Here is a 22,503-nt window from a genome sequence, read left to right as displayed (position 1 = left end):
GCATCGCCGGCGTGGCGGCATTATTGCCGTGTCGCGCCGCGCAGCATCACGTCGAGGCCAATCGCCATCACCTTGGCCGATTCCACCATGTCTTCGATACCGACCCATTCGTCCGGCTGGTGGGCTAGATCGAGAATGCCGGGACCGTAGGCAATGCAGTCGTGCAGATGGCCGATGCGCGCAATGTGCTTCTGGTCGTAGGTACCCGGCGAGATGACGTAGTCCGGCTCCTTGCCGAAGATTTCGCGAATGCCCGATGCGACCGCCTCGACGACCGGCGTGTCGCGCTCCGTCATCAAGGGCAGAACTTCCATCAGATCGCGGATGGCGTAGTCGAATTTCGGACGGTCGCGCTTGAGGCGATCGAGGATGGACGTAACCTCCAGCTTGACCTCAGCAATATCTTCTTCGATCAGAAAACGCCGGTCGATGACGGTCCGGCACGTGTCGGGCACATTGGGCGAGGGCAGTCCGGGAAAGAAGTCTTCGGTCTGCCCGCCATGGATCGAGTTGATGTTCATGGTCGATCGCCGGGCACCTTCCGGCACGACGGGCATGCGTGTCTGCTTGTTGTCTAGGGCGGGAAAAAGCTCTTCCTCGAAGGCATTAAGAACCGCGCCCATGTGACGGATCGCCGAATCGCCGAGGAAAGGCATCGAGCCGTGCGCAATACGCCCCTTGGTCTCGATTTCCGCCCACCAGACACCGCGGTGCCCAAGGCAGATCCGATCCTTGTTCAGCGGCTCGGGAATGATGACGTGATCCACGCGCGGCTTTGAAAAATAGCCCTTGTTCGCAAGGTAGGCGACGCCGCCATAGCCGCCCGATTCTTCGTCCACCGTACCGGAAATCTCGATGGCGCCGGAAAAGTCGGGATAGGTCGCCATGAACGCTTCGGCCGCGATGATCGAGGCGGCAAGGCCGCCTTTCATATCGCAGGCGCCGCGCCCGTAGACGCGCCCGTCCTTCACGATGCCGGCGAACGGATCGACGCTCCAGCCCTGGCCTGCCTCGACCACGTCGATATGCGAGTTGAAATGGACGGTCGCTCCGGGTCCGCGCCCGTCATAGCGGGCAACGACATTGGTGCGTGGATAATGGTCCGAATCGCCGGGCGCGCCTTCGCCGCGTATGAACTCGGCTTCGAAGCCCAACCGTTTCAGCCGCCGCGCGATATACTCCGCGCAGGGCCGGTAGGCTTCGCCCGGTGGATTGATCGTCGGGTAACGGATCAGGTCCTGCGTCAGGGCGACGAGGTCTGCCGTGCGATCCTCCACCGCGGTCATCAATCGCTCATTCATGAACCTAGTGAGCGCCGTTACGTGCGGTTTGGCAAGTGGCTCGTTTTACGAGGAGCTAATTTACCCGGCAATTTTTGTGAACGTGGTGCGCAGTGGGGAATGAACTTTCGGGTGGAGGCGTTTTCTTGGCACTGCGTCTTCTGTAAGAGATTGTTTCAAGAAAAGGATTCCAATGCCTGCTCAGCATCGCGTAGACCTGTCCAGACCCGTATCCGACGAGGTGCGCAAGACGACGTGCTACATGTGCGCCTGCCGATGCGGCATCGACGTGCATCTGAAGGATGGCAAGGTCCGCTACATCGAAGGTAACCGCGACCATCCGGTGAACAAGGGCGTGCTTTGCGCCAAGGGTTCGTCCGGAATCATGCAGCACTATGCACCGGCGCGGCTGAAAGCGCCTCTGCTGCGTACCGGCCCGCGCGGGTCGGGCGAGTTCAGGGAAATCTCATGGGACGAGGCGCTGGCGCTGGCCGTCGAGTGGATGGGGCCGGTTCGCGCACGCGATCCCAAGAAACTCGCCTTCTTCACCGGTCGTGATCAGTCGCAATCGCTGACGAGTTTTTGGGCGCAGCAATTCGGCACACCGAACTATGCCGCTCATGGCGGATTCTGTTCGGTCAACATGGCGGCAGGCGGCATCACGACCATCGGCGGCGCGTTCTGGGAATTCGGCGCGCCCGACTGGGACAGGACAAAGCTTTTCATCCTGTTCGGCGTGGCGGAAGACCACGATTCCAACCCGATCAAGATCGGCATTTCAAAGGTGAAGGCGCGGGGTGCGCGTTTCGTCTCGGTCAATCCGGTGCGCACCGGCTATTCGGCCGTTGCCGACAACTGGCTCGGCATCCGGCCCGGGACGGACGGGCTGCTGATCTTCTCGCTCGTCCACGAACTTCTGAGAGCGCGGCGCATCGACGTCGATTATCTGATGCGCTATTCGAACGCGCCGTGGCTGGTGATCGATGCGCCCGGCAGCTCGGATCACGGGCTTTTCGCGCGTGACGGCGAGGGGCGGCCACTCGTTTTCGAAAGTGTGACCGAGCGCGTCGTTCCGGCCGGAACGAAGGGTGCGCGCCCCGCCTTGCATGGCGTCGTCACCTTGCACGACGGACGCTCCGCGCGACCGTCCTTCGAGCTTCTGGCAAACGAATATCTCGATCCCAAATACGCGCCGGACGCTGTTGCGCGCGCCACTGGAATCGATGCGGAAACCATCCGTGGCCTCGCCGCAGAGATCGGCCGCGTCGCTTTCGACGAGGCGATCGAGATCGACCAGCCATGGACCGACGTGAACGGCGAGCGGCATGCGACCTTCGTTGGCCGGCCCGTATCTTTCCATGCCATGCGCGGGATTTCGGCCCATTCGAACGGATTCCAGACCGCACGTGCTCTCCATATGCTGCAGGTGCTGATCGGCGCAGTCGATTGTCCGGGCGGCTTCCGCTTCGAGCCGCCATATCCCAAGCCCGTTGAAGGCCATCCGCGCCCGCACGGCAAGGCGGAGCATTTCGGCTCCAACCAGCCGCTGTCCGGTCCGCATCTGGGCTTTCCGCTCGGGCCGGAAGATTTGTTGATCGATGACGACGGCAAGCCGACGCGCATCGACAAGGCATTCTCCTGGGACGCGCCGCTATCTGCCCATGGCATGATGCACATGGTGATATCCAACGCGCATGCGGGCGATCCCTATCCGGTCGACGTACTCTTTCTCTACATGGCCAACATGGCGTGGAACTCATCCATGAACACGGCCGGCACGATGAAGATGCTGGAGGAAAAGGACGAGGAGACAGGCGAATACCGCATTCCGAAGATCATCTATTCGGATGCATATTCATCGGAGATGGTCGCCTATGCCGACCTCGTCCTGCCCGATACGACCTATCTGGAGCGGCATGACTGCATTTCGCTGCTCGACAGGCCGATCTCCGAGCCGGATTCGGTCAATGACGCGATCCGCTGGCCGGTGGTCGAGCCGGACCGCGACGTGCGCGCCTTCCAGACCGTGCTCATCGATCTGGGCGCGCGGCTGAAACTGCCCGGCTTCGTCGATCATCACGGCAAGGCGCTCTATAAGGATTATGCCGACTACATCGTGCGCCACGAACGCCGTCCGGGGATCGGGCCGCTTGCCGGCTTCAGAGGAAGCGAAGGCGACAAGACGGGGCGCGGCGCGATCAATCCGGACCAGATGCAGCGCTATATAGCGAACGGCTCGTTCTTTTCAGCGCACATCCCGTCCGAAGCACTTTATTTCAAGCATGCAAATCAGGCCTATCAGGATTTCGCGGTGAAGATGGGCTTCTTCGACAAGCAGCAGCCTGTGACATTCCATCTTTATTCGGAAATCTTGCAGAAATTCCGTCTGTCTGCCGAAGGCGTGCGCGAGCCGGTCGCTCCACTGGTGCATCGCGAGCGTATCCTCTCGGCATTCACGCCGTTGCCCGCATGGTACGCGCCGTTGGAGGAAGCCGCCGTCGCCGACGGCGATTTCCCGTATCACGCGATCACGCAACGGCCGATGGCGATGTACCATTCATGGGGCTCGATGAATGCCTGGCTGCGCCAGATCCACACGGAGAATGTGCTCTACGTTCCCGGCGCGATCTGTGACGAACACGGCCTTGAGACCGGCGACTGGGTTTGGCTGACCTCGCATCACAGCCGCATCAAGGTCCCGATCGCGCGCTCCAACGTCGTCAATCGCGATACGATGTGGACATGGAACGCGGTCGGCAAACGCGGCGGCGCATGGGCGCTGAACCCGAAATCGCGCGAAGCGACGCGCGGCTTCCTGATGAACCACCTGATCAACGAGCTTTTGCCGCCGAAGGGCGATGGCATGCGCTGGTCGAATTCCGATCCGGTCACCGGCCAAGCGGCCTGGTACGATTTGAAAGTGCGGATCGAAAAGGCCGAGCCGGACGAAGTCAGCGAACCGCACATGCCCGACCAGCGCCGCGCCGGCCCTGTGCCGACCGAACTGCGCTACGGGCAGGAGTGGAGCAAATGACTTCGCTCCCGTCGCTTCCAACGCCGAAGAAACTCGGCCTGGTCATCGATCTGGACATCTGCGTCGGCTGCCACGCCTGCGTGATTTCCTGCAAGGAATGGAACACGGGCGGCTACGGCGCGGCGCTTTCGGATCAGGACCCTTACGGCCCTGATGTATCCGGCACATTCCTCAACCGGATTCATTCCTTCGAGGTTCTACCGGAAGGCGCTGAAAAGATTGGTGAAGCGGGCGATGCGCGCATCGTCCATTTCCCGAAATCGTGCCTGCATTGCGAAGATGCGCCCTGCGTTACGGTCTGCCCGACCGGCGCGTCCTACAAGCGAGCCGATGACGGTATCGTCCTCGTCGACGAGGATATGTGCATCGGCTGCGGCCTGTGCGCATGGGCGTGCCCCTATGGCGCGCGCGAGATGGACCTTGCGGCGGGCGTCATGAAGAAATGCACACTGTGCGTCGACCGCATCTATAACGAGACCATCGCCGAGGTGAACCGTGTACCGTCCTGCGTGCGCACATGCCCTGCCAACGCGCGTCACTATGGCGATTTCGCCGACCCGAATTCGGATGTTTCGAAGATGGTCGCGGCGCGCGGCGGTATCGATTTGATGCCGGAGCAGGGCACGAAGCCGGTCAACAAATATCTGCCGCCCCGCCCGCGCAAGCCGCTGGCGCAAAGCGCCATGCCGCTGGCTGAAAACTCGCCCGCAGCAACCGGCTTCTTTGCCTGGCTCGATGGCATGCTGGAAAAGATCTGATGCATCCGGCGCTTTCGATCATCGTTTTCACCACCTTGTCCGGCCTCGGCTATGGGCTGGCCGCGCTTTTGGGCGTCGGCTTGTTCGATCCGGCTGCGCTTGGCACGAAGTTCGGCCACGTACTCGCCTTGATGCTGATCGGCGGCGGCCTCGTCTCCTCGACGCTGCATCTTGGCAATCCGCAGCGTGCATGGCGCGCGCTGTCGCAATGGAAAACGAGCTGGCTGTCGCGCGAGGGTGTGATGGCCATCTTGACGTTTGTCCCGCTGACGATCTCGGCCTATGCGGCGATCTTCATGGACCGATATCTGATCCTGCCCGGCGTGATCGGCGCGGTCCTGTGCGCCATCACCGTCTATTGCACGGCCATGATCTACGGCTCGCTGAAGACCGTCCAGATGTGGTCGCAGCGCCTGACACCCGCCGTCTATCTCCTGCTTTCACTGGCTGGCGGCGCGACCTTGGGAACGATTTTTGCGGCGACCGGCGCGGCATCGGTCACAATGCTTGCAGGTCTTGCCATCTTAGCGCTTGTCGCCGCGTGGCTGGTCAAGCGACGCTGGCGGGTGGAGGGCAGGGCGCTCGCGCCGCTATCGACGCCCGAAAGTGCGACCGGTCTTGGATCGATCGGCAAGGTACGGCTTTTCGAGCGGCCGCATGTCAACGACAATTACCTGACCCGCGAAATGGGATTTCAGGTCGCGCGAAAGCATGCCGACAAGCTGTTTGCGATCGCGATCCTGCTCGGTGGGCTGGTTCCGGCCGGGCTGCTTGTGCTCGCGGTTCTTGCTACGGCGACTATGGGACCGGGCTTGACGGCGTTTCTCGCCGCTTTGCTGGCATTCCTGTCGCATTATGCGGGCGTATTCGTCGAGCGTTGGCTTTTCTTCGCCGAAGCGCGCCATGCCGTGATGAATTATTATGGGCGTTGAATAGTCAGTCCGCCCAGCGCTTGTGAAACCACATCCATTGACCCGGATGCTCACGCACCCAGCCTTCGACGATGTCATTCATCATCTGGCAGCTTGCATGGATATCGATTGCACCCGTTTCATTGCGGGGCAGGTCGATCTTGTCCTGCAATTCGAGCCGGTAGCGATTTCCCGGCAGGCGGATCGAGCGTGCGGCATAGACGTCGCAGTCGAACTGGCGAGCCAGCTTGGGCACCAGCGGGTTCGTGCGGCAAGGACGGCCGAAGAAGGTCGTCTTCTGCCCCTTGTGGAATTTCTGGTCGACCAAAACGCCGACATTGCCGTCGCGTTCGAGAACACGGGCAAGCGCGAAGGCCGCCCCGGCCCGCGAGGCGAGCAGGTCGCCCATCGTATCGCGGCGCGTCTTGAGGATGTATTCGGCCATATACGGATTGTTCGGCGCGCGAAACAGCGCTGTCACGGGTAGATCGTAGGCGGAAGCCGCGATCGGCAGCAGTTCGAAATTGCCCGAATGCGCGGTGAAGATGATGTGCGGACGCTTTTCCTCGCGAATGCGCAGGAAAATCTCTTCGCCGATCACCTCGACACGACCGGGGGCGGCGCCTGGCTCGTGGTCGAATATCTGTTCGAGAAAGACATATTCGGCCGCAAGCCGCGCCATGTTGCCCCACATGTCGGAGGCGATAGCCTGAATTTCGGTTTCGGTCTTTTCCGGATAGGCGCGGCGCAGATTGTCGGCCGCGACCTTGTGACGGCTCACCTTCGGCCCGATCCTGCGTGCCATGCGGTCGGCGAAGTCGAGTGCCTTGTCTGCGGGCAGCTTGCGCAGCCCCCAAAGGATGCCCATCGCCAGTCGTGCCGTCGTCCAGTGCTCGGCGGTCTTCAGCGCGCCGGCCGACCGGTAGACGAGCGGTCGAAGGAAGGCCGGCAGCCTGTCGCCCTTCATGATACCCGAAGGATGATCTTGCCGAATACGTCGCGGCCTTCCATGCGCTTCAGCGCGGTGTCGATGCCGGCGAAATCGACTTCGGTGTCGATGACCGGCGCGACCTGACCGGCGGCCATTTTCTGCATGGCGTCGGCCATGTTCTCCATGCGGCATCCGAAGGAGCCGAGGATTTTGAGCTGCTGCTGGAAAAGCTGCATCAGGTTCATCGAGGTGGACACGCCCGAGGTCGAGCCGCAGGTGACGAGCCGCCCGCCGCGCTTCATGCAAAGCATGGAGCCTGTCCAGGTGTCCGCGCCGACATGCTCGAAGACGACGTCGACGCCCTTCTTTTTCGTCAGCTTGCGCACGACGCCCTCGAAACGGTCCTCACGATAGTTGATGACGTGATCGGCGCCCAGCGCCTTCGCAGGTTCGATCTTGGCATCGGAGCCGACCGTTGTGATGACCGTGCAGCCCATGCGCTTGGCAAGCTGGATCGCGGCCGATCCGATCCCCGAACCGCCAGCATGGATCAGGATCGTCTCGCCCGGCTGAAGCTTCGCATTGTCGAACAACATGTGCTCGACCGTCCCGAAGGTGACAGGCGCGACCGCTGCTCCGATCTCATCGACGCCGGGCGGGGCGGGGACGAGAAGGCGCGCGGGCAGGTTCATCTTTTCCTGCGCGAAGCCGTCGAGATGAAAGCCGTGAACGCCCGAAACGTGCTCGCACAGATTGTCGCGCTTTTCGCGGCAAGGCTTGCACAGCCCGCAGGTGCGCGCGCCGTAGATCGAAACGAGTTGTCCCTCGCGCAGGTTCGAGACGCCGGGACCGACGCTGACGACCTCGCCCGAGGCTTCCGCACCGACCGTGATCGGCATCTTGCGCTTGGCGAACGCCATGCCGCGCCAGCCCCACACGTCGATGTGGTTGAGCGCGACGGCGCGAATGCGCAGCGTGACCTCGCCCTGGCCGGGCGCGTCGGGTTCGGCAATGTCGACGGTTTCGAGGCGGCGATCCTCGATCAGTTGCAATGCGCGCATGGAATTTTCCGCTGTTTTTCTTGGCGGCGGACCTAGAACGGTTCGCGCGCCATGACAAGGCACGTATTCTGACCGCCGAACCCGAACGAGTTCGACAGAACCGTTTTGACGTCCGCTTCGCGCTTGACGTTCGGCACGACGTCGAGGTCGATCGCCGGGTCCGGATGATCGTAGTTGATCGTCGGCGGCAAAACACCCTCGCGCATGGTCATGAGCGAGAAAACGGCCTCGATCGCGCCGGCTGCGGACAGTGTATGCCCGATCATCGACTTGTTCGACGACACGGCCATCTGCTTCAGGTGGTCGCCGAACACCGTCGAGAGCGACAGATGCTCCATCTTGTCGTTTTCGGGCGTCGAGGTGCCGTGCGCGTTGACGTAGGAGATGCCGTCGTCGCCAAGGCCGGCATCGTCGAGCGCGGCCCTGATCGCGCCGATGGCCGGGGAGCCGTCCGGCTTGGACCGGGTGCGGTGGAAATCGTCGGCCTTTTCGCCGCAACCGCGCAGGACACCGTAAACGGTCGCGCCACGCGCCAGCGCGCTTTCCAGCGATTCCAGAACCAGCGCCGCGCCGCCTTCGGCCATGACGAAGCCGTCGCGATCCTTCGAAAACGGTTTTGACGCCTTGGTCGGCTCGTCGTTCGCGGTCGACAGGGCCGAAAGCAGCGAGAAGCGGATCAATGCCTCGGCGGTAGCCGAACCGTCCGCACCGATCGCAAGCGCCCGGCTGCATTCCCCGCGCCGGATCGCTTCGACGCCAAGCTGAATCGCCGTCGCGCCGGAGGCGCAGGCCGTGGAGAGCGTGATGGGCAGGCCGCGCGTGCCGTATTTGTCGGCAAGCCGGTCTGCGATGGTGCCGAATTGCGTGTTTTCGAAGAGACTTGCGGTCAATCGCTCGCGCGCGACCTTCAAAAGGCGCTGATAGCCCTCTTTCTCGTCGTCGGAACCGTAGAGAGACAGGCGGTCCCGCCAGTCGAGTTCGACCGGCGGCGAGGCCAGGAACAGCGGCCCGTCGAACTTGCTTCGCGAGATGCCGGATGCGCTGATCGCCTCGTCGGCGGCAAGGTCAGCCAGATCCTGCGTAAGCGCTGATGCGCCCTTGTCGCTGGTGTCGAGAAAGTCGACGGTGCCGCAGATCGTCGTCGCCAGATGATCGGTCGGAAAGCGGGTGATCGGATGGATGCCCGAGCGGCCGGAGGTGAGCGCGGCCCAGTTGTCGGCAACGCCCTGACCGAGCGATGTGACAACGCCGATGCCGGTGACTGCGACGATGGGGCGTCCCAGATGATCCGTGGTCTTCACGTCGATCTTCCTTTCCTACGCCCGCGCCAGCGAGGCTGCACCCTCGAAGCGGTTGTAGCCGATGGCCGTCGCCACGACGCGTTCGGGCACTGTCGATGCCGCGGTCTCGTTTTCCGGATCGAAAGGCGGATAGGCCGTTCCGTGCGACAAAGCGAGCGCCGCGAGCGCGACGGCGAAGGGGAACTGGGCTTCCTTGAGGTGACCTGTCAGCGAGCCGAAAGCGCGCACGGCATGGCTGCCCTGTTCGCGCAGGGCTTGCCGTTCCGCGCCGGTTGCCGCATGTGCGCCGGATGCGCCGGAAATGACGAGTTCGGTACCGTCGACGTCGGGTAAGGCGCGCAAGAGCCCGGAGACGGCGGCTGCAAGATCCGTATCCTGCCGGCGAGCGCGCCCGGATGCGACGGTGTCGATCTGCGCGTAAGCGGAGCGTCCACGCGCCTTGGCATGTTCGCGCGATTCCAGAACGAGAAACGCTCCACCCGATCCGCTGATGACGCCGCCGCCATCATTCGCGCCACGTTGCCAGACCGGCTTCCAGCGCTTGCGATGCAGAAAGCCGCCGAGTTCGTAGCCCAAGAGCATGTCGGGATGCTCGGTCTGGAACGCGCCGCCGACGAGAATATGGGTCGACTGGCCAGCGCGAATGCGCGCCGCCGCAGTTTCGATCGCGGAGACGCCCGCGCCTTCCTCGCCCATGAAGGTGCGCGAGGAGCCGGTCACCTTGTGGACGATTGAGATGTTGCCGGCCAGAAGATTGGAAAGCTGCGCGAGAAACAGCGTCGGGCGCAGTTCCGTCGTCAGCTTTTCGTTGACGAGCAGGTCGCGGTCGTTACGGGTCAGGGACGCGTCAAGAATGGTCTGGTCGACGCTGGTGTCGCGTTCGCCGCCGCCTGCGGCGACGATCATGTCCATCGAGGCGCAAAGGCCTTCGTCGTCCTTGATTCCGGCATCGGCCAGCGCGAGCCCAGCCGTATAGGTACCGAGCCGCTGCCAGGTTTCCATCTGCCGCTGGTCGCCGCGCTTGGGGATTTGCAGGCTCCAGTCAAGCGCTGGCAAAGGATGGACGGTGTAGGGAGCGAAACGCTCACCGTCGAACACCGGCTTGGCATTGCCCGACGTAAGCGTCGACCAGTGCGCGTCCGTTCCTTCGCCCAGGCTCGAAACGAGGCCGATGCCCGTGATGACGACGTCGTTGGCTGCCATGCGCCCGCCGCCCCGTCAGGCCGCCTTGGCGGCGACGAGCTGGTCGATCTTCGCGCAGAGATTTTCCATGACGAAGTATTCCTCGGTCGAGGCCTTGCCTTCGTTGACTTCCTGCGTCCACTTCTCAAGCGGAATCTTAATGCCGAATTCCTTGTCGATCGCGAAAACGATGTCGAGGAAATCGAGCGAATCAATGCCCAGATCGTCGATCGTGTGGCTCTTGGGCGTGATGGTCTCGCGCTCGATCTCGCTTGTTTCCGCGATGATGTCGGCAACCTTGTCGAATGTGGCTGTCACTGGCTGTCCCTCGATGCGAGGTTGAAAAAGAAGGTTCGCGCGCTCTCTAATCGGTTTTTGGCGGCAGGAAAAGGGCGCGGCGGAAATTGCCGGCAAAGCTATGTGTGCAGACCTAGTTGAACACGATGCGACCTGCCGTCTGAAGGGCGCCATCACGAGCGGTGACGATGATCGCCTCGCCCTCGCGGGGCCGGATGCCAAGAAGGGCATTTACGTACGTATCGTGCGTCACCAGCACCAGAACGCCCGATCCCGTATAGGATTCGACCGCCTCGATCAGGCGTTGCCGACGCGCATCAGCCTCCTCGCCGTTTTCGTCGAACGGGTCGAGCCAGTCGACCGTTTCGACCAGCGATGCGCCGAAGGCGAGTTCGGCGGTGTCTTTGGTCCGGCAATACCGGCTGGCGAAAACCTCCTCGACCGGTGCGGCACGCGCGGCGAAAAGTGCTCCGATTCGCCGTGCCTGCTGGCGGCCGCGCTCTGAAAGATTGCGTTGCGTGCGGCATGATTCGATGTCGAACGAGGCCGGTTCGCTCGCACCCGGCGCATTCGCATGGTTAAGGAGCACGACCTGTCCGCCGTTGCGCAGCAGCGCCCATCCCGCTTCCGTCGCCGCTGCCGGCAAGGCAAGGACGAGGGAGAAGATTGTGACGATCAAGGTGCGGTACATGACGGCTCCGGAACTGTTTGCGCCTTGTCTATATAGGCCGCGAGCCTCCCAGCGAAACCGCAAGGTCGATGTTCGTTTGCCGGAACGGGCGGTTGCAGTGCAGCGAAGCGCGCGCTACTGCCAATCCGATGTCCGCCATGATCGAAACCATCGTCTTTGTCTTCGGCCTTGTCGCGCTCGGCTACGTGTCGGGTTGGACGGGGCTTTTGAAAAGCACGATCGGCGATGCGCTGACTGCTTTCGCCGTCACCGTCGGCATGCCGTTCCTCCTGTTTCGCACTATCGCCCAGGCCGATTTCGAGGGAATGGAGCCGGGCCTTTTATGGACGAGCTACTTCTTTGCCGTCGCAGTCGCATGGACCTGCGGACAACTTTTGACGAGCCGGGCGTTTGGTCGTGACATGCGCGCCAGCGTGGTCGGCGGCGTGGCGTCGGCCTTCTCCAACCTGGTCCTGATCGGACTGCCGCTCATCTACGGCATATTCGGCCAGCAAGGTCTCGAAGTCCTGTCGCTGATCGTGGCCATTCATCTCCCGATCATGATGGCGGCGTCGATCGGTCTCTTCGAATGGGCGAATCGCGGATCGGCCGAAAGCCAGGGAGTCTTGGCGACGATTGTCGATTTTTTGAAGAAGCTCGTCGGAAACCCGCTGATCGTCGGCATTTTTGCCGGTCTGCTGTGGCGTATTACTGGTTTCGACATGCCGGCGCTGGGCCAGCGCTTTGTCGATACTTTCGCCAACCTGGCCGGACCGGTGGCTTTGTTCGCAATGGGTCTTTCCCTGCGCCGTATGGGCATTTCGGGCAATGTGAAGGCGGGCCTGGCTCTTTCGCTGGTCAAGCTCGTCGTCATGCCGGCAGCCGCGCTTCTTGCCGCATGGACGCTTGGTTTGACACCGCTCGCCGCCATGGTCGTCGTGACCGCAGCCTCGCTGCCGACCGGCGTCAATCCGTACCTGATCGCGACGCGTTTCGGCACCGGGCAGGCGCTTGCCTCCAACGTCATGACGATCTCGACGCTTGCCGGCATCGTCAGCACTTTGTTCTGGCTCGGTGTGGCTCAACGCCTTTTCGGATGAACACCTTTGTGCTTTCGGCGCGGTGCCTTACATCTTTGCTCAACCGACAAGACGAACCAGTTTGAGGGAGAGCGTCATGCTCAAGAAGACAAGCCATTTTCTTCGCGAAGCCAACCTGATCGGCGGCGAGTGGGTGCAAGCCGATTCCGGTGAGACAATCGACGTGACGAACCCCGCCAACGGACAGAAGATCGGCGTGATCCCCAAATCCGGCGCTGCCGAGACGCGCCGCGCGATCGAGGCTGCCCACGAGGCTTTCAAGTCGTTTCGCAAGACCAGCGCGCTCGACCGTTCCAAGATGCTGCGCAAGCTGCATGACGCGATCATGGACAATCAGGATTCGCTGGCCGAACTTCTCACCATGGAACAGGGCAAGTCCCTGACCGAATCGAAGGCCGAGATCGGCGCATCCGCCGCCTATATTCTCTGGTTCGCCGAGGAAGCGCGCCGCGCCTATGGTGACGTCATTCCTTCGCCCTGGGCCGATCGGCGTATTCTAGTCACCAAGGAGCCGGTCGGCGTTATCGCGGCCATCACGCCGTGGAACTTCCCGTCCTCGATGCTGTCACGCAAGATCGGTCCGGCGATCGCGGCCGGCTGTACGTCGGTCGTCAAGCCGGCGACGCAGACGCCTTATTCGGGTCTGGCGTGGGGCGCGCTTTGCGAGGAAGTCGGCATTCCCAAGGGTGTCGTCAACGTCGTCACTGGCGGTGCGAGCGAAATCGGCAAGGAGTTGTCGACCAATCCGCTCGTCAAGAAGATCACCTTCACCGGGTCGACTGAAGTCGGCAAGATCCTGATCGGTCAGTCCGCCTCGACCGTCAAGAAAGTCTCGATGGAGCTTGGCGGCAACGCGCCTTTCCTTGTCTTCGACGATGCCGATATCGACCGGGCTGTCGAAGGCGCAATCGCCGCGAAATACCGCAATTCGGGCCAGACCTGCGTTTGTACGAACCGCTTCTTCGTCCAGTCCGGCATCTATGATGCGTTTGTCGAGAAGTTCGCTGCGGCATCGGCAAAGCTCAAGGTCGGTCCCGGCCTGGACGACGGCGTCCAGCAGGGGCCGCTGATCGATGAAAAGGCGGTCGAAAAGGTCGAGGAATTTGTCGCCGACGCGAAAGCGAAGGGCGGCAAAGTCGTCACCGGCGGCAATCGCCACGAACTTGGCGGCTCGTTCTTCCAGCCGACGGTCATCTCCGAAGCCACGCCGCAAATGAAATTCATGAAGGACGAAATCTTCGGCCCGGTCGCACCCGTCTTCCGCTTCGAGAAGGAAGATGAGGCCGTCGAGCTTGCCAACGACACCGAATTCGGCCTCGCCTGCTACTTCTACACCGGTGATCTCGGCCGCGCCTTCCGCGTGATGGAGGGGCTAAAATACGGCATGGTGGGTGTCAACGAAGGCATCATCACCACGCCCGAAGCGCCTTTTGGCGGCGTCAAGGAATCCGGTCTTGGCCGTGAAGGCGGACATCAGGGCATCGAGGATTATCTCGACACCAAATATGTCTGCATCGGCGGACTGGGCTTTTAAGGTCCTGAAGAATCAGGCGCGGAGGATTCAGTCGTCCGCGTCTTTCGATTTTCCGCCATCGTGAACGACGAGGTGGCGCACGCGTCGTGCGCCGCGCTCATCTGCGGGCTCGAACATATCGGGCGCCAGGCTTGGCGTGCGCGCGCCGATGTCTAGAATGGGGATGGCGTCCGGGTCGACGAGACGGGCACCGTGAAGACGCAGGTCCATCACCGGATGCGAGCCGAGCCAGAACGGCTGCTCTTCTGTGGTGACCAACCCGATCGTACGCGGCAGGCCGGGACCGGCATGCAGCGGCAGCAGGAGCAATTCGAAATCCGCCTCATGCCCATCGCCTGTGCCCGCACGCACGTCCATTACGATCGTCGCCTGCTGGTTCAGACTCGCTTCGACGAGCGCCGAGACGGTGACCCGGTCGTCGAAGCTCCACAGGTCGCGAAAATGCGTGTGGCGCAGTTCCTTTCCGAATATCGAACACAGTCGCGTTCCGGCCAGACGGAACTGAACGGACCTGTCGTCGTCGAACTCAAGAATGAAGATATCCGGCAGCCATTTACGGATGGCCGTCGGATCGATTTCCGCCCGCGACGGGGCAGGGCGGCCGGCGCGCAGCATGTTCCAATATCGGAACATCGCGATCGTGCCGTGCAGTCTCATCATTCACGCTCCTGTACCAATCGTATCGAAATGACACGAATCGTATCTTCGAGTGCCCTTCACATGGACAAGGATGCAGGCCGCGTGCCACCCCCGTTAGGAGTTCTTAACGGGACTCGGAGCCGTTAAGGTTAATGAATGGTTTGCGTTGCCGCGGATACGGCTTCGTGTGAACGTAAGCATACGGGAAGCAAGCGTTTCGACACTCCAGTCTCGAAACGGGGAGTACAGGGGCTCGATCTGGCCGTCCGAAGCAATGCGTTCGGACGGTCTTTTTCTGTGCGGGCACTGGCGAAGGGTGCGTGCCGCCTCTATGTCGGTCTGATGCGCGAGATCACGAGATGAACGAGGCCAGCCCGCTCGACCGTCAAGATGACCGGGAATGGCGCGAGACCCCGCCGCCGAAGAGAGAGCCCGTCTTCAACCTTCCGGTGGTGGTGACAGTGCTCATCGCGTTGTGTGCTGGTATCCATGCGGTTCGCGAACTGGTTCTGACCGATCCACAAAATATCGAACTTCTTGTCCGCTTCGCGTTCATCCCGATCCGCTATTCCGGCCAGTACGATATTGACATCTACGCCTGGGTGAGCCCCGTCACCTACGCTTTCCTGCATGGCGGCGTCGTGCATCTGGTGGTCAATATGGTCTGGCTGGCGGCGTTCGGCTCACCCTTGGCGCATCGTATCGGCTGGGTCCGTTTCCTGGCGTTCTGGGCGTTCACATCCGCCGCAGCCGTCGGCCTACACTACGTCTTGCACTCGGGCGATCCGACGCCGGTCGTCGGTGCATCGGGCGCGATTTCGGGCATGATGGGCGCTGCAGCCCGCTTCGCGTTCCAGATTGATCGTTTTGCCGGCAAGCCAGCGTTTCGCGGGCCGATTCTGCCGGTCGGCGTGGTGCTTCGTCACCGCACGACCTTCACGTTCCTTGCGGTCTGGTTCGTCATCAATCTGGCGATGGGCATTGGATTTGCCGCCCCCGGCGTCGGTCAGATCGCCTGGGAGGCCCATATCGGAGGGCTGCTTGCCGGCTTCTTCTGCCTTGCCCTGTTCGACCGTCGCGACCGCTCCTACCGACATTCTTGAAAAAGCGGCGTTCCCGGCGCACCATACTGATATGTGTGTAAGGAGGACGCCATGACCGTAAAAGCCATTCTCGACGCCAAGGGCCGCGACGTATTGACGGTTTCGCCCGATATCACGCTTGCCGAAGCGGCAAGATTGCTCGGCGAAAAGCGCATCGGTGCGGTGGTCGTAACGGCGGATGGCCGGAAGATCGCCGGTATCCTCTCCGAACGCGACATCGTGCGCCAGATCGGCGTCAGCGGCGCGGCGGCGCTTGAAGATCTCGTATCGAGCGCGATGACCGCCAAGGTTAAAACCTGTCAGGAAGGGCACACGGTCAATCAGGTCATGGAGATCATGACGCAGTCCCGGTTCCGCCATCTGCCAGTCGAGCGCGACGGCAAACTGGCCGGCATCATCTCCATTGGAGACGTGGTCAAGCAGCGCATCGAAGATGTCGAGCGCGAGGCCGAGGAAATCAAGCAATATATCGCGACCGCATGAAGCGCCGGCCGGACGCGTTGCGCCCGGCCTTCGCCCTCATCGGTTGTTGAGTTCGGATCGAACCAGTGCGAGGCCTCGCCGCGTGACGCGATAGGGGCCGCCGCTGGATGAAGCGATCGCTCCCTTCTGTTTCAGCTTGCGAAAAAGGATGAGATCGACGCCCGGTAGGCGCCAGCCTTCGCATGTGAAAGCACTGACAGTTTCGATCTTCTTGTCGGTTTTTGCGACTTCGATGCGTCCGCCCTGAGCGAGCAGATGCAAAATGCGCTGTTCGGCGCGGGAAATGTCCATAAGGTGTGTCCGGAAAAGCTGGCGTAAAGCCAATGAAAATCGCCGCGTCCATCGCGATGGCGCGGTCGTTTCAGCTTTTGCCCTGCCTCAATAAGAGGTCAGGGCCTTACCGGGACTCACTGTAAGTGGACATAAAGGCTCCCTTGAAGGACATCGCCGATATATGAAAGGGGAGTTGGTTTGTCCATGGCATCAGCGCCGTGCCCTTGCCACCCGGCCTCGTTTGGACTAGCGACACCGGCAAGGTCCGCGCGCGAGTGGCGCGCCAGTTTTGACAATCGCGACAGGCATCCCATGACGCTCATCGATACCCGCACGCCCGACCCCAAGCGCCTTGTCTCGGGTGCCACCGGAGACTGGGAAATCATCATCGGCATGGAAATCCATGCGCAGGTGACGTCGGAATCGAAGCTCTTTTCCGGCGCGTCGACCACCTTCGGGGCTGCGCCCAACGCCAATGTCAGCCTCGTCGACGCGGCCATGCCCGGCATGCTGCCCGTCATCAACGAGGAATGCGTCAAACAGGCGATCCGCACCGGGCTCGGCCTAAAAGCGCAGATCAACCATCGCTCGGTCTTCGACCGGAAGAACTATTTCTATCCCGATCTGCCGCAGGGCTACCAGATTTCGCAGTTCAAACAGCCTATCGTCGGCGAGGGCGTCGTACAGGTTCAGGTCGGGCCGGACCGCAAGGGCGAGTTCGAGGAGATCGAGGTCGGCATAGAGCGCTTGCACCTGGAGCAAGACGCCGGCAAGTCGATGCACGACCAGCATCCAACCATGTCCTATGTCGATCTTAACCGTTCGGGCGTGGCTTTGATGGAGATCGTCTCCAAGCCGGACATCCGCTCGGCCGACGAGGCCAAGGCCTATGTCACCAAGCTGCGCACGATCATGCGTTATCTGGGAACCTGCGACGGTAACATGGACGAGGGCTCGCTGCGCGCCGACGTCAACGTGTCCGTGCGCCGTCCGGGCGGAGAATTCGGCACGCGCTGCGAGATCAAGAACGTCAATTCGATCCGCTTCATCGGTCAGGCCATCGAGTCCGAAGCGCGCCGCCAGATCGCGATTCTGGAAGACGGCGGCAAGATCGATCAGGAAACGCGTCTCTTCGACGCCAGCAAGGGCGAGACCCGCTCGATGCGCTCCAAGGAAGAAGCGCACGACTACCGCTATTTCCCCGACCCGGACCTGCTCCCGCTCGAATTCGATCAGGCCTATGTTGACGCACTCGCCGCGCATCTGCCGGAATTGCCGGACGACAAGCGTTCGCGGCTGATCGAGAACCTCGGGCTTTCGACGTATGACGCGTCGATCCTCGTTTCCGACAAGGCGATCGCCGATTATTACGAAAAGGTCGCCGAAGGGCGCGACGGCAAGGCAGCGGCGAACTGGGTCATCAACGATCTGCTTGGCGCGCTCAACAAGGCCGGCAAGGATATCGACGAATCGCCCGTCGCCCCCGATCAGCTCGGCGCGGTCGTCGACCTCATCAAGGAAGGCGTCATTTCCGGCAAGATCGCCAAGGATTTGTTCGAAATCGTTTGGAACGAGGGCGGTGATCCCCGCGCGCTGGTCGAAGAGCGCGGCATGAAGCAGGTGACCGATACCGGCGCGATCGAAAAAGCCGTCGACGAGGTGATCGACGCGAACCCGGACAAGGTCGAACAGGCCAAGGCCAAGCCTACAATGGCCGGCTGGTTCGTCGGTCAGGTCATGAAAGCGACAGGCGGCAAGGCCAACCCGCAGGCCGTCAGCGACCTCGTCAAGGCGCGGCTCGGCCTTGAGTGACGCACGTATGATGTTCGTGCGCACGGCGTCGAAGAACGATCTTTCAGCCGTGCGGGACCTTCTGGTCGAGACGTGGCACGCGACCTACGATCCGATCTACGGCACGGAACGGGTCACGGAAATCACCGACGAGTGGCATTCGATCGCCGCGCTCGAGAAGCGTCTCGATGCGCCGATGTCGGAATTTCTGGTTGCCGATGACGGCGCGGCCATCGGTGCCGTCGCATTCGCTGAGGCGATCGAGGACGGCAAAACGGTCAAGCTGCGCCAGCTTTATGTGCGGCCGGCGGATCAGGGCAGGGGCATCGGCTCCATGCTGCTCGACGAGGTTGAAGGCTGCTTTCCCGAGGCCACGCGCATCCGGCTTGAAGTCGAAGAGCGCAACGACAAGGCGGTTGCGTTCTATCTTGCTCAAGGCTTCGCGCGCGTCGGTGAAACCCAAGGTGAAATGCCCACAGCCATTTACGAGCGCCCGATCGTCTGGGCATGAGGCTTGTCATCGGCGGCTTGGCCAGCCATAAGACGTCCAACAATTCAGCGCCCAGTTTCCGGATTTGCGCATGTCCATGAAAACCTTCTTCACGCAATTTTTCACCTGGTGGAACGGCCAGACGCTCGGCACGCGTTTCCATACGTGGCGTCACGGCAAGCCTGTCGGCGAGGATGAGTTCGGCAACCTCTATTACGAGGGTGGCATCGATACCGAAGGCAACACGCGCCGCTGGGTGATCTATAAGAATTACGCCGAGGCGAGCATGATCCCGCCCGGCTGGCACGGCTGGATGCATCATCGCGTCGACACGCCACCCAAAGATGACAATTACCAGCCGCGCGAGTGGCAAAAGCCGCACGAACCGAACCTGACCGGAACGTCGTTCGCCTATCGCCCGAAAGGCTCGATCGCCACGCAGGAACAACGCCCGCGCGTTACCGGCGACTACGATGCGTGGACGCCCGGCAGTTGACGCCTGCAACGCTCTCGCCACAATCTGCCGCTAGGCGGGAAGGGCTGACCAACCGGAGCGGGACTTGGCCAAGATGAAATCGACGCTGGCAATTGCATTCGCGGGCGCGGCGCTTGCGAGCGTTTCGACGGTCGCACTCGCCCAGTTCCAGTGGTTCGAGCCGCCGCCTTCGGACGAATATATCTACGAAGAACCCGCACAGCAGCCGCCACCGTCCGACGAGTACATCTATCAGGAGCCTTCGCAGGAAGCCCCCTCGGACGGCTTCGTCTTCGAGGAAGCGCCCGTCGAGAACGCACCTTTCGAGGACGCGCCGATGATGGAGGAAGCACCGACCGAAGTGCCGATCGAGCGGGTCGCCAATCCGGTCGCCGAGTTTTCCGGCATCGACAAGATAACCGGCCGAATCACGTCCTTCGACGTCTATGTCGACGAAACCGTGCAGTTCGGCGCGCTGCAGGTGACGCCGCGCGTGTGCTATTCGTCTGGACAGGGGCAGGAGCCGCGCACGGACGGCTTCGTCGAGGTTGACGAGATCACGCTCGATCGCAAGATCAGGCGCATCTTCTCCGGCTGGATGTTTGCCGAAAGCCCCGGCCTCAACGCCGTCGAGCATGCGGTCTATGACGTGTGGCTGAAATCCTGCAAGGCGCAGTCCGACGTGCCCGCACCGGAGACCGCCGGCGGCTAGAAAGCGGCCGGTTCGCCGTCCAGCGCGCGTTCCAGCATGGTCTCATATTTGCGGCGCGGCACGTCGATCGCGCCGAAGCCTTTCAGATGCTCGGTCGTGAACTGGGTGTCGAGAAGATCGAAGCCGCGTTCGCGCAACCGCTCTACCAAAGCGACGAGGCAAACCTTCGAAGCGTCGCGCGCGAAGCTGAACATGCTTTCCCCGAAGAAGACGCGTCCGAGCGTCACGCCATAAAGGCCGCCGACGAGTTTTTCGCCCTGCCACGCCTCGACCGTGTGGCAGTGACCGATCTCGAAAAGCTTTGCATAGGCTTCGCGGATCGGCCGGTTGATCCAGGTGTTCGGACGGCCGGGTCGTGCCGCGCCGCAGCCCGACACCACACCGGCGAAATCTGTGTCGAAACGGATGTCGAAGAGGCCGCTGCGCACGGTTCGCGCCAGCCGGCGGGAAACGTGAAAGCCGTCGAGCGGGATCATCCCGCGCAGTTCCGGTCGAACCCAGAAGATTTCCGGGTCGTCGGCGCTTTCGGCCATTGGAAAGACGCCCGCCGCATAGGCGCGCAGCAAAAGGTCGGTCGGAATTTCGAAGCCGGGAGCGAAGGGCCGGGTCATTTTCAGCGCAGCCCTTCGTCCGTTCAGTCCTTGGCGGCCAGATATTTTTCCAGCCAGTGGATGTCGTAGTCGCCATTGGCGATATCGGGGTTGTCGACGAGATCGCGGAACAGCGGCAGCGTGGTGTTGATGCCGTCGACGACGAATTCGTCGAGCGCACGGCGAAGGCGCATCATGCATTCCACGCGATTGCGGCCATGCACGATGAGCTTGCCGATCAGGCTGTCGTAGTAGGGCGGGATCTTGTAGCCGTTATAGACAGCCGAATCGACGCGTACGCCAAGCCCGCCGGGCGGGTGGAACGTCGTCACCGTACCGGGTGACGGTACGAAGGTGCGCGCATCCTCGGCATTGATCCGGCACTCGATTGCGTGGCCGTTGAAGCGGATATCGTCCTGCGTGACCGAAAGACCGCCGCCGGAGGCGACGCGGATCTGCTCGTGAACCAGATCGATGCCCGTAATGGCTTCGGTGATCGGATGTTCCACCTGAAGGCGCGTGTTCATCTCGATGAAATAGAACTCGCCGTTCTCGTAAAGGAACTCGATCGTGCCCGCGCCCGAATAGCCGAGCCCGGCAACGGCATTAGCGCAGATTTCACCGATCCTGGCGCGTTCGGCAGCGTTGAGCGCGGGAGAAGTCGCCTCTTCCCAGACCTTCTGGTGCCGGCGCTGGAGCGAACAGTCACGCTCGCCGAGGTGGACGGCGTTGCCGCGCCCGTCTCCGAGGATCTGGACTTCGATGTGACGCGGCTTTTCGAGATATTTCTCGATATAGACGGCGTCGTCGCCGAAAGCTGCACCGGCTTCCGAGCGCGCCGTTGCGAGCGCGATGGCCAGTTCGTCTTCCGAACGCGCGACCTTCATGCCGCGCCCGCCGCCGCCGGCCGACGCCTTGATGATGACCGGATAACCGATCTCGGCCGAGATCGTTTTGGCTTCGTCTTCGTCGGTCACGCCGCCTTCGGAACCCGGGACGACCGGGATGCCGAGCCGCTTGGCCGTCCGCTTGGCCTCGATCTTGTCGCCCATCACGCGGATATGGTCGCCCGAAGGTCCAATAAAGGTGATGTTGTGGGCGGCGAGGATGTCGGCGAACTTGGCGTTTTCCGAAAGGAAACCATAGCCGGGATGGATCGCGTCCGCGCCCGTGATCTCGCACGCGGCGACGATCTGGTGGATGTTCAGATAGCTGTCGCGCGAGGCGGGCGGGCCGATGCACACGCTCTCGTCGGCAAGGCGCACATGCATCGCGTTCGCGTCGGCGGTCGAATGAACCGCGACGGTCTGGATGCCGAGTTCCTTGGCGGCGCGCAGGATGCGGAGCGCGATTTCGCCGCGATTGGCGATGAGGATTTTTTGAAACATGGTCGCTCCTACTCGATCACGACCAGCGGCTCTCCGAATTCGACCGGCTGCGCGTCCTCGCACAGGATCGCGGTGACCTTGCCAGAGCGCGGCGCGGGAATCTGGTTCATGGTCTTCATCGCCTCGATGATGAGGAGGGTCTGGCCTTCCTTCACGTTCTGTCCGATCTCGATGAAGGGGCGTGCACCGGGCGAGGGCGCGAGATAGGCCGTGCCGACCATGGGCGAGGGCACAGCATTGCTGGACTGGTCGGCGGCGCTTGCCGAAGAAGCGCGCTCTTCAGCGGCGGCAGGTGCGGCGTATGACGGTGCCGGGGCCGGGGCATAGGCCTGCATGGCAGGGGCCGTCTGGCGCGACACGCGGATGCGCAGATCGTCCTGCTCGACCTCGATTTCCGAAAGGTTCGTGTCGTTGAGGATGCCCGCCAGATCGCGGATAAGTTGCTGGTCTACGCCGGCTTTCTTGGTCGACATTAATTTCGCCCTTCTTCTTTATTGTCT

At 62.1% G+C, this 22,503-nt stretch carries 23 protein-coding genes; 11 read left to right on the top strand and 12 right to left on the bottom strand.

The window, feature by feature from the left end; genetic code table 11:
• Nucleotides 1-20 precede the first annotated feature (20 nt).
• Nucleotides 21-1,301, bottom strand: a complete 1,281-nt coding sequence (locus tag ACX82Z_RS09835) for an acetylornithine deacetylase/succinyl-diaminopimelate desuccinylase family protein (RefSeq protein WP_459588333.1) — start codon at nucleotides 1,299-1,301, stop codon at nucleotides 21-23.
• 172 nt (nucleotides 1,302-1,473) lie between these two features.
• Between ACX82Z_RS09835 and ACX82Z_RS09830 the strand changes: the two genes are divergently transcribed.
• Genes ACX82Z_RS09830 through ACX82Z_RS09820 form a run of 3 tightly spaced genes read left to right on the top strand, consistent with a single transcriptional unit; the run spans nucleotide 1,474 to nucleotide 6,004 of the window.
• Nucleotides 1,474-4,314 carry a molybdopterin oxidoreductase family protein gene (locus ACX82Z_RS09830; RefSeq protein WP_459588332.1) on the top strand — a complete coding sequence of 947 codons (2,841 nt, stop codon included), beginning with the start codon at nucleotides 1,474-1,476 and terminating at the stop codon, nucleotides 4,312-4,314.
• Nucleotides 4,311-5,072, top strand: a complete 762-nt coding sequence (locus ACX82Z_RS09825; protein WP_459588329.1) for a 4Fe-4S dicluster domain-containing protein — start codon at nucleotides 4,311-4,313, stop codon at nucleotides 5,070-5,072. The genes ACX82Z_RS09830 and ACX82Z_RS09825 overlap by 4 nt, the downstream gene beginning before the upstream one ends.
• Nucleotides 5,072-6,004, top strand: coding sequence for a dimethyl sulfoxide reductase anchor subunit family protein (locus tag ACX82Z_RS09820; RefSeq protein ID WP_459588328.1), 933 nt, complete (start codon nucleotides 5,072-5,074; stop codon nucleotides 6,002-6,004). Before ACX82Z_RS09825 ends, ACX82Z_RS09820 begins: the two co-directional genes overlap by 1 nt.
• Before the next feature lie 4 nt (nucleotides 6,005-6,008).
• On the opposite strand, the gene ACX82Z_RS09815 is transcribed toward ACX82Z_RS09820, so the two are convergent.
• The 6 genes from ACX82Z_RS09815 to ACX82Z_RS09790 form a co-directional block, all read right to left on the bottom strand.
• Complete coding sequence (locus ACX82Z_RS09815) at nucleotides 6,009-6,950, bottom strand: lipid A biosynthesis lauroyl acyltransferase (RefSeq protein WP_459588325.1); 942 nt, start codon at nucleotides 6,948-6,950, stop codon at nucleotides 6,009-6,011.
• Entirely contained in the window at nucleotides 6,947-7,975 is a 1,029-nt protein-coding gene (locus ACX82Z_RS09810; protein ID WP_459588324.1) for a zinc-binding dehydrogenase, read from the bottom strand. Before ACX82Z_RS09810 ends, ACX82Z_RS09815 begins: the two co-directional genes overlap by 4 nt.
• Before the next feature lie 32 nt (nucleotides 7,976-8,007).
• Nucleotides 8,008-9,276, bottom strand: coding sequence for a beta-ketoacyl-ACP synthase (locus ACX82Z_RS09805; RefSeq protein WP_459588322.1), 1,269 nt, complete (start codon nucleotides 9,274-9,276; stop codon nucleotides 8,008-8,010).
• Nucleotides 9,277-9,291: 15 nt separating this feature from the next.
• A complete protein-coding gene (locus ACX82Z_RS09800; RefSeq protein ID WP_459588319.1) occupies nucleotides 9,292-10,479 on the bottom strand; it encodes a beta-ketoacyl-ACP synthase in 1,188 nt (395 codons plus the stop codon).
• A gap of 15 nt (nucleotides 10,480-10,494) precedes the next feature.
• Nucleotides 10,495-10,776 carry an acyl carrier protein gene (locus ACX82Z_RS09795; protein ID WP_252912625.1) on the bottom strand — a complete coding sequence of 94 codons (282 nt, stop codon included), beginning with the start codon at nucleotides 10,774-10,776 and terminating at the stop codon, nucleotides 10,495-10,497.
• Nucleotides 10,777-10,888: 112 nt separating this feature from the next.
• Nucleotides 10,889-11,446, bottom strand: coding sequence for a histidine phosphatase family protein (locus ACX82Z_RS09790; protein WP_459588317.1), 558 nt, complete (start codon nucleotides 11,444-11,446; stop codon nucleotides 10,889-10,891).
• A gap of 128 nt (nucleotides 11,447-11,574) precedes the next feature.
• On the opposite strand from ACX82Z_RS09790, the gene ACX82Z_RS09785 reads away from it, so the two are divergent.
• Together ACX82Z_RS09785 and ACX82Z_RS09780 are read left to right on the top strand one after the other, a co-directional pair.
• Entirely contained in the window at nucleotides 11,575-12,525 is a 951-nt protein-coding gene (locus tag ACX82Z_RS09785) for an AEC family transporter (RefSeq protein WP_459588315.1), read from the top strand.
• A 76-nt stretch (nucleotides 12,526-12,601) separates the two neighbouring features.
• Complete coding sequence (locus tag ACX82Z_RS09780; RefSeq protein ID WP_459588312.1) at nucleotides 12,602-14,059, top strand: NAD-dependent succinate-semialdehyde dehydrogenase; 1,458 nt, start codon at nucleotides 12,602-12,604, stop codon at nucleotides 14,057-14,059.
• Between the two features lie 27 nt (nucleotides 14,060-14,086).
• On the opposite strand, the gene ACX82Z_RS09775 is transcribed toward ACX82Z_RS09780, so the two are convergent.
• Nucleotides 14,087-14,719, bottom strand: coding sequence for a PAS domain-containing protein (locus tag ACX82Z_RS09775; protein WP_459588309.1), 633 nt, complete (start codon nucleotides 14,717-14,719; stop codon nucleotides 14,087-14,089).
• Between the two features lie 338 nt (nucleotides 14,720-15,057).
• Here ACX82Z_RS09775 and ACX82Z_RS09770 point away from each other — a divergent pair, with 338 nt between their 5' ends.
• Together ACX82Z_RS09770 and ACX82Z_RS09765 are read left to right on the top strand one after the other, a co-directional pair.
• Nucleotides 15,058-15,801 (top strand): rhomboid family intramembrane serine protease, encoded by a 744-nt coding sequence (locus ACX82Z_RS09770; RefSeq protein WP_459588308.1) that lies wholly within the window; start codon nucleotides 15,058-15,060, stop codon nucleotides 15,799-15,801.
• Between the two features lie 51 nt (nucleotides 15,802-15,852).
• Nucleotides 15,853-16,284, top strand: coding sequence for a CBS domain-containing protein (locus tag ACX82Z_RS09765; RefSeq protein WP_459588305.1), 432 nt, complete (start codon nucleotides 15,853-15,855; stop codon nucleotides 16,282-16,284).
• A gap of 36 nt (nucleotides 16,285-16,320) precedes the next feature.
• Here the strand turns inward: ACX82Z_RS09765 and ACX82Z_RS09760 are convergent, their stop codons facing one another.
• Nucleotides 16,321-16,575: a YjhX family toxin gene (locus ACX82Z_RS09760; protein ID WP_459588303.1), complete on the bottom strand. Its 255-nt coding sequence runs from the start codon at nucleotides 16,573-16,575 to the stop codon at nucleotides 16,321-16,323.
• A gap of 294 nt (nucleotides 16,576-16,869) precedes the next feature.
• On the opposite strand from ACX82Z_RS09760, the gene gatB reads away from it, so the two are divergent.
• The 4 genes from gatB (at nucleotide 16,870) to ACX82Z_RS09740 (ending at nucleotide 20,025) form a co-directional block, all read left to right on the top strand.
• The gene (gene gatB / locus ACX82Z_RS09755; RefSeq protein ID WP_459588301.1) at nucleotides 16,870-18,369 is read left to right on the top strand and encodes an Asp-tRNA(Asn)/Glu-tRNA(Gln) amidotransferase subunit GatB; all 1,500 of its coding nucleotides are present in this window, start codon (nucleotides 16,870-16,872) and stop codon (nucleotides 18,367-18,369) included.
• A gap of 10 nt (nucleotides 18,370-18,379) precedes the next feature.
• On the top strand, nucleotides 18,380-18,859 hold the full coding sequence (locus tag ACX82Z_RS09750) for a GNAT family N-acetyltransferase (protein ID WP_459911695.1): 480 nt from the start codon (nucleotides 18,380-18,382) through the stop codon (nucleotides 18,857-18,859).
• Nucleotides 18,860-18,935: 76 nt separating this feature from the next.
• On the top strand, nucleotides 18,936-19,334 hold the full coding sequence (locus ACX82Z_RS09745; protein WP_459911693.1) for an NADH:ubiquinone oxidoreductase subunit NDUFA12: 399 nt from the start codon (nucleotides 18,936-18,938) through the stop codon (nucleotides 19,332-19,334).
• A gap of 226 nt (nucleotides 19,335-19,560) precedes the next feature.
• On the top strand, nucleotides 19,561-20,025 hold the full coding sequence (locus tag ACX82Z_RS09740) for a DUF2155 domain-containing protein (protein ID WP_459911692.1): 465 nt from the start codon (nucleotides 19,561-19,563) through the stop codon (nucleotides 20,023-20,025).
• On the opposite strand, the gene aat is transcribed toward ACX82Z_RS09740, so the two are convergent.
• The 3 genes from aat to accB are packed head-to-tail and all read right to left on the bottom strand — an operon-like array spanning nucleotide 20,022 to nucleotide 22,476.
• Nucleotides 20,022-20,636 (bottom strand): leucyl/phenylalanyl-tRNA--protein transferase, encoded by a 615-nt coding sequence (aat, locus tag ACX82Z_RS09735; protein WP_459588299.1) that lies wholly within the window; start codon nucleotides 20,634-20,636, stop codon nucleotides 20,022-20,024. The genes ACX82Z_RS09740 and aat overlap by 4 nt on opposite strands.
• 23 nt (nucleotides 20,637-20,659) lie before the next feature.
• On the bottom strand, nucleotides 20,660-22,003 hold the full coding sequence (accC, locus tag ACX82Z_RS09730; protein WP_459588298.1) for an acetyl-CoA carboxylase biotin carboxylase subunit: 1,344 nt from the start codon (nucleotides 22,001-22,003) through the stop codon (nucleotides 20,660-20,662).
• Nucleotides 22,004-22,011: 8 nt separating this feature from the next.
• Nucleotides 22,012-22,476 carry an acetyl-CoA carboxylase biotin carboxyl carrier protein gene (accB, locus tag ACX82Z_RS09725; protein WP_459588296.1) on the bottom strand — a complete coding sequence of 155 codons (465 nt, stop codon included), beginning with the start codon at nucleotides 22,474-22,476 and terminating at the stop codon, nucleotides 22,012-22,014.
• Between the last annotated feature and the right edge of the window lie 27 nt (nucleotides 22,477-22,503).

The sequence above is a fragment of the Aliihoeflea sp. PC F10.4 genome (assembly GCF_054612275.1).
Note: the sequence above shows the minus strand (reverse complement) of the source record. Positions and strands in the feature narration are given on the sequence as shown.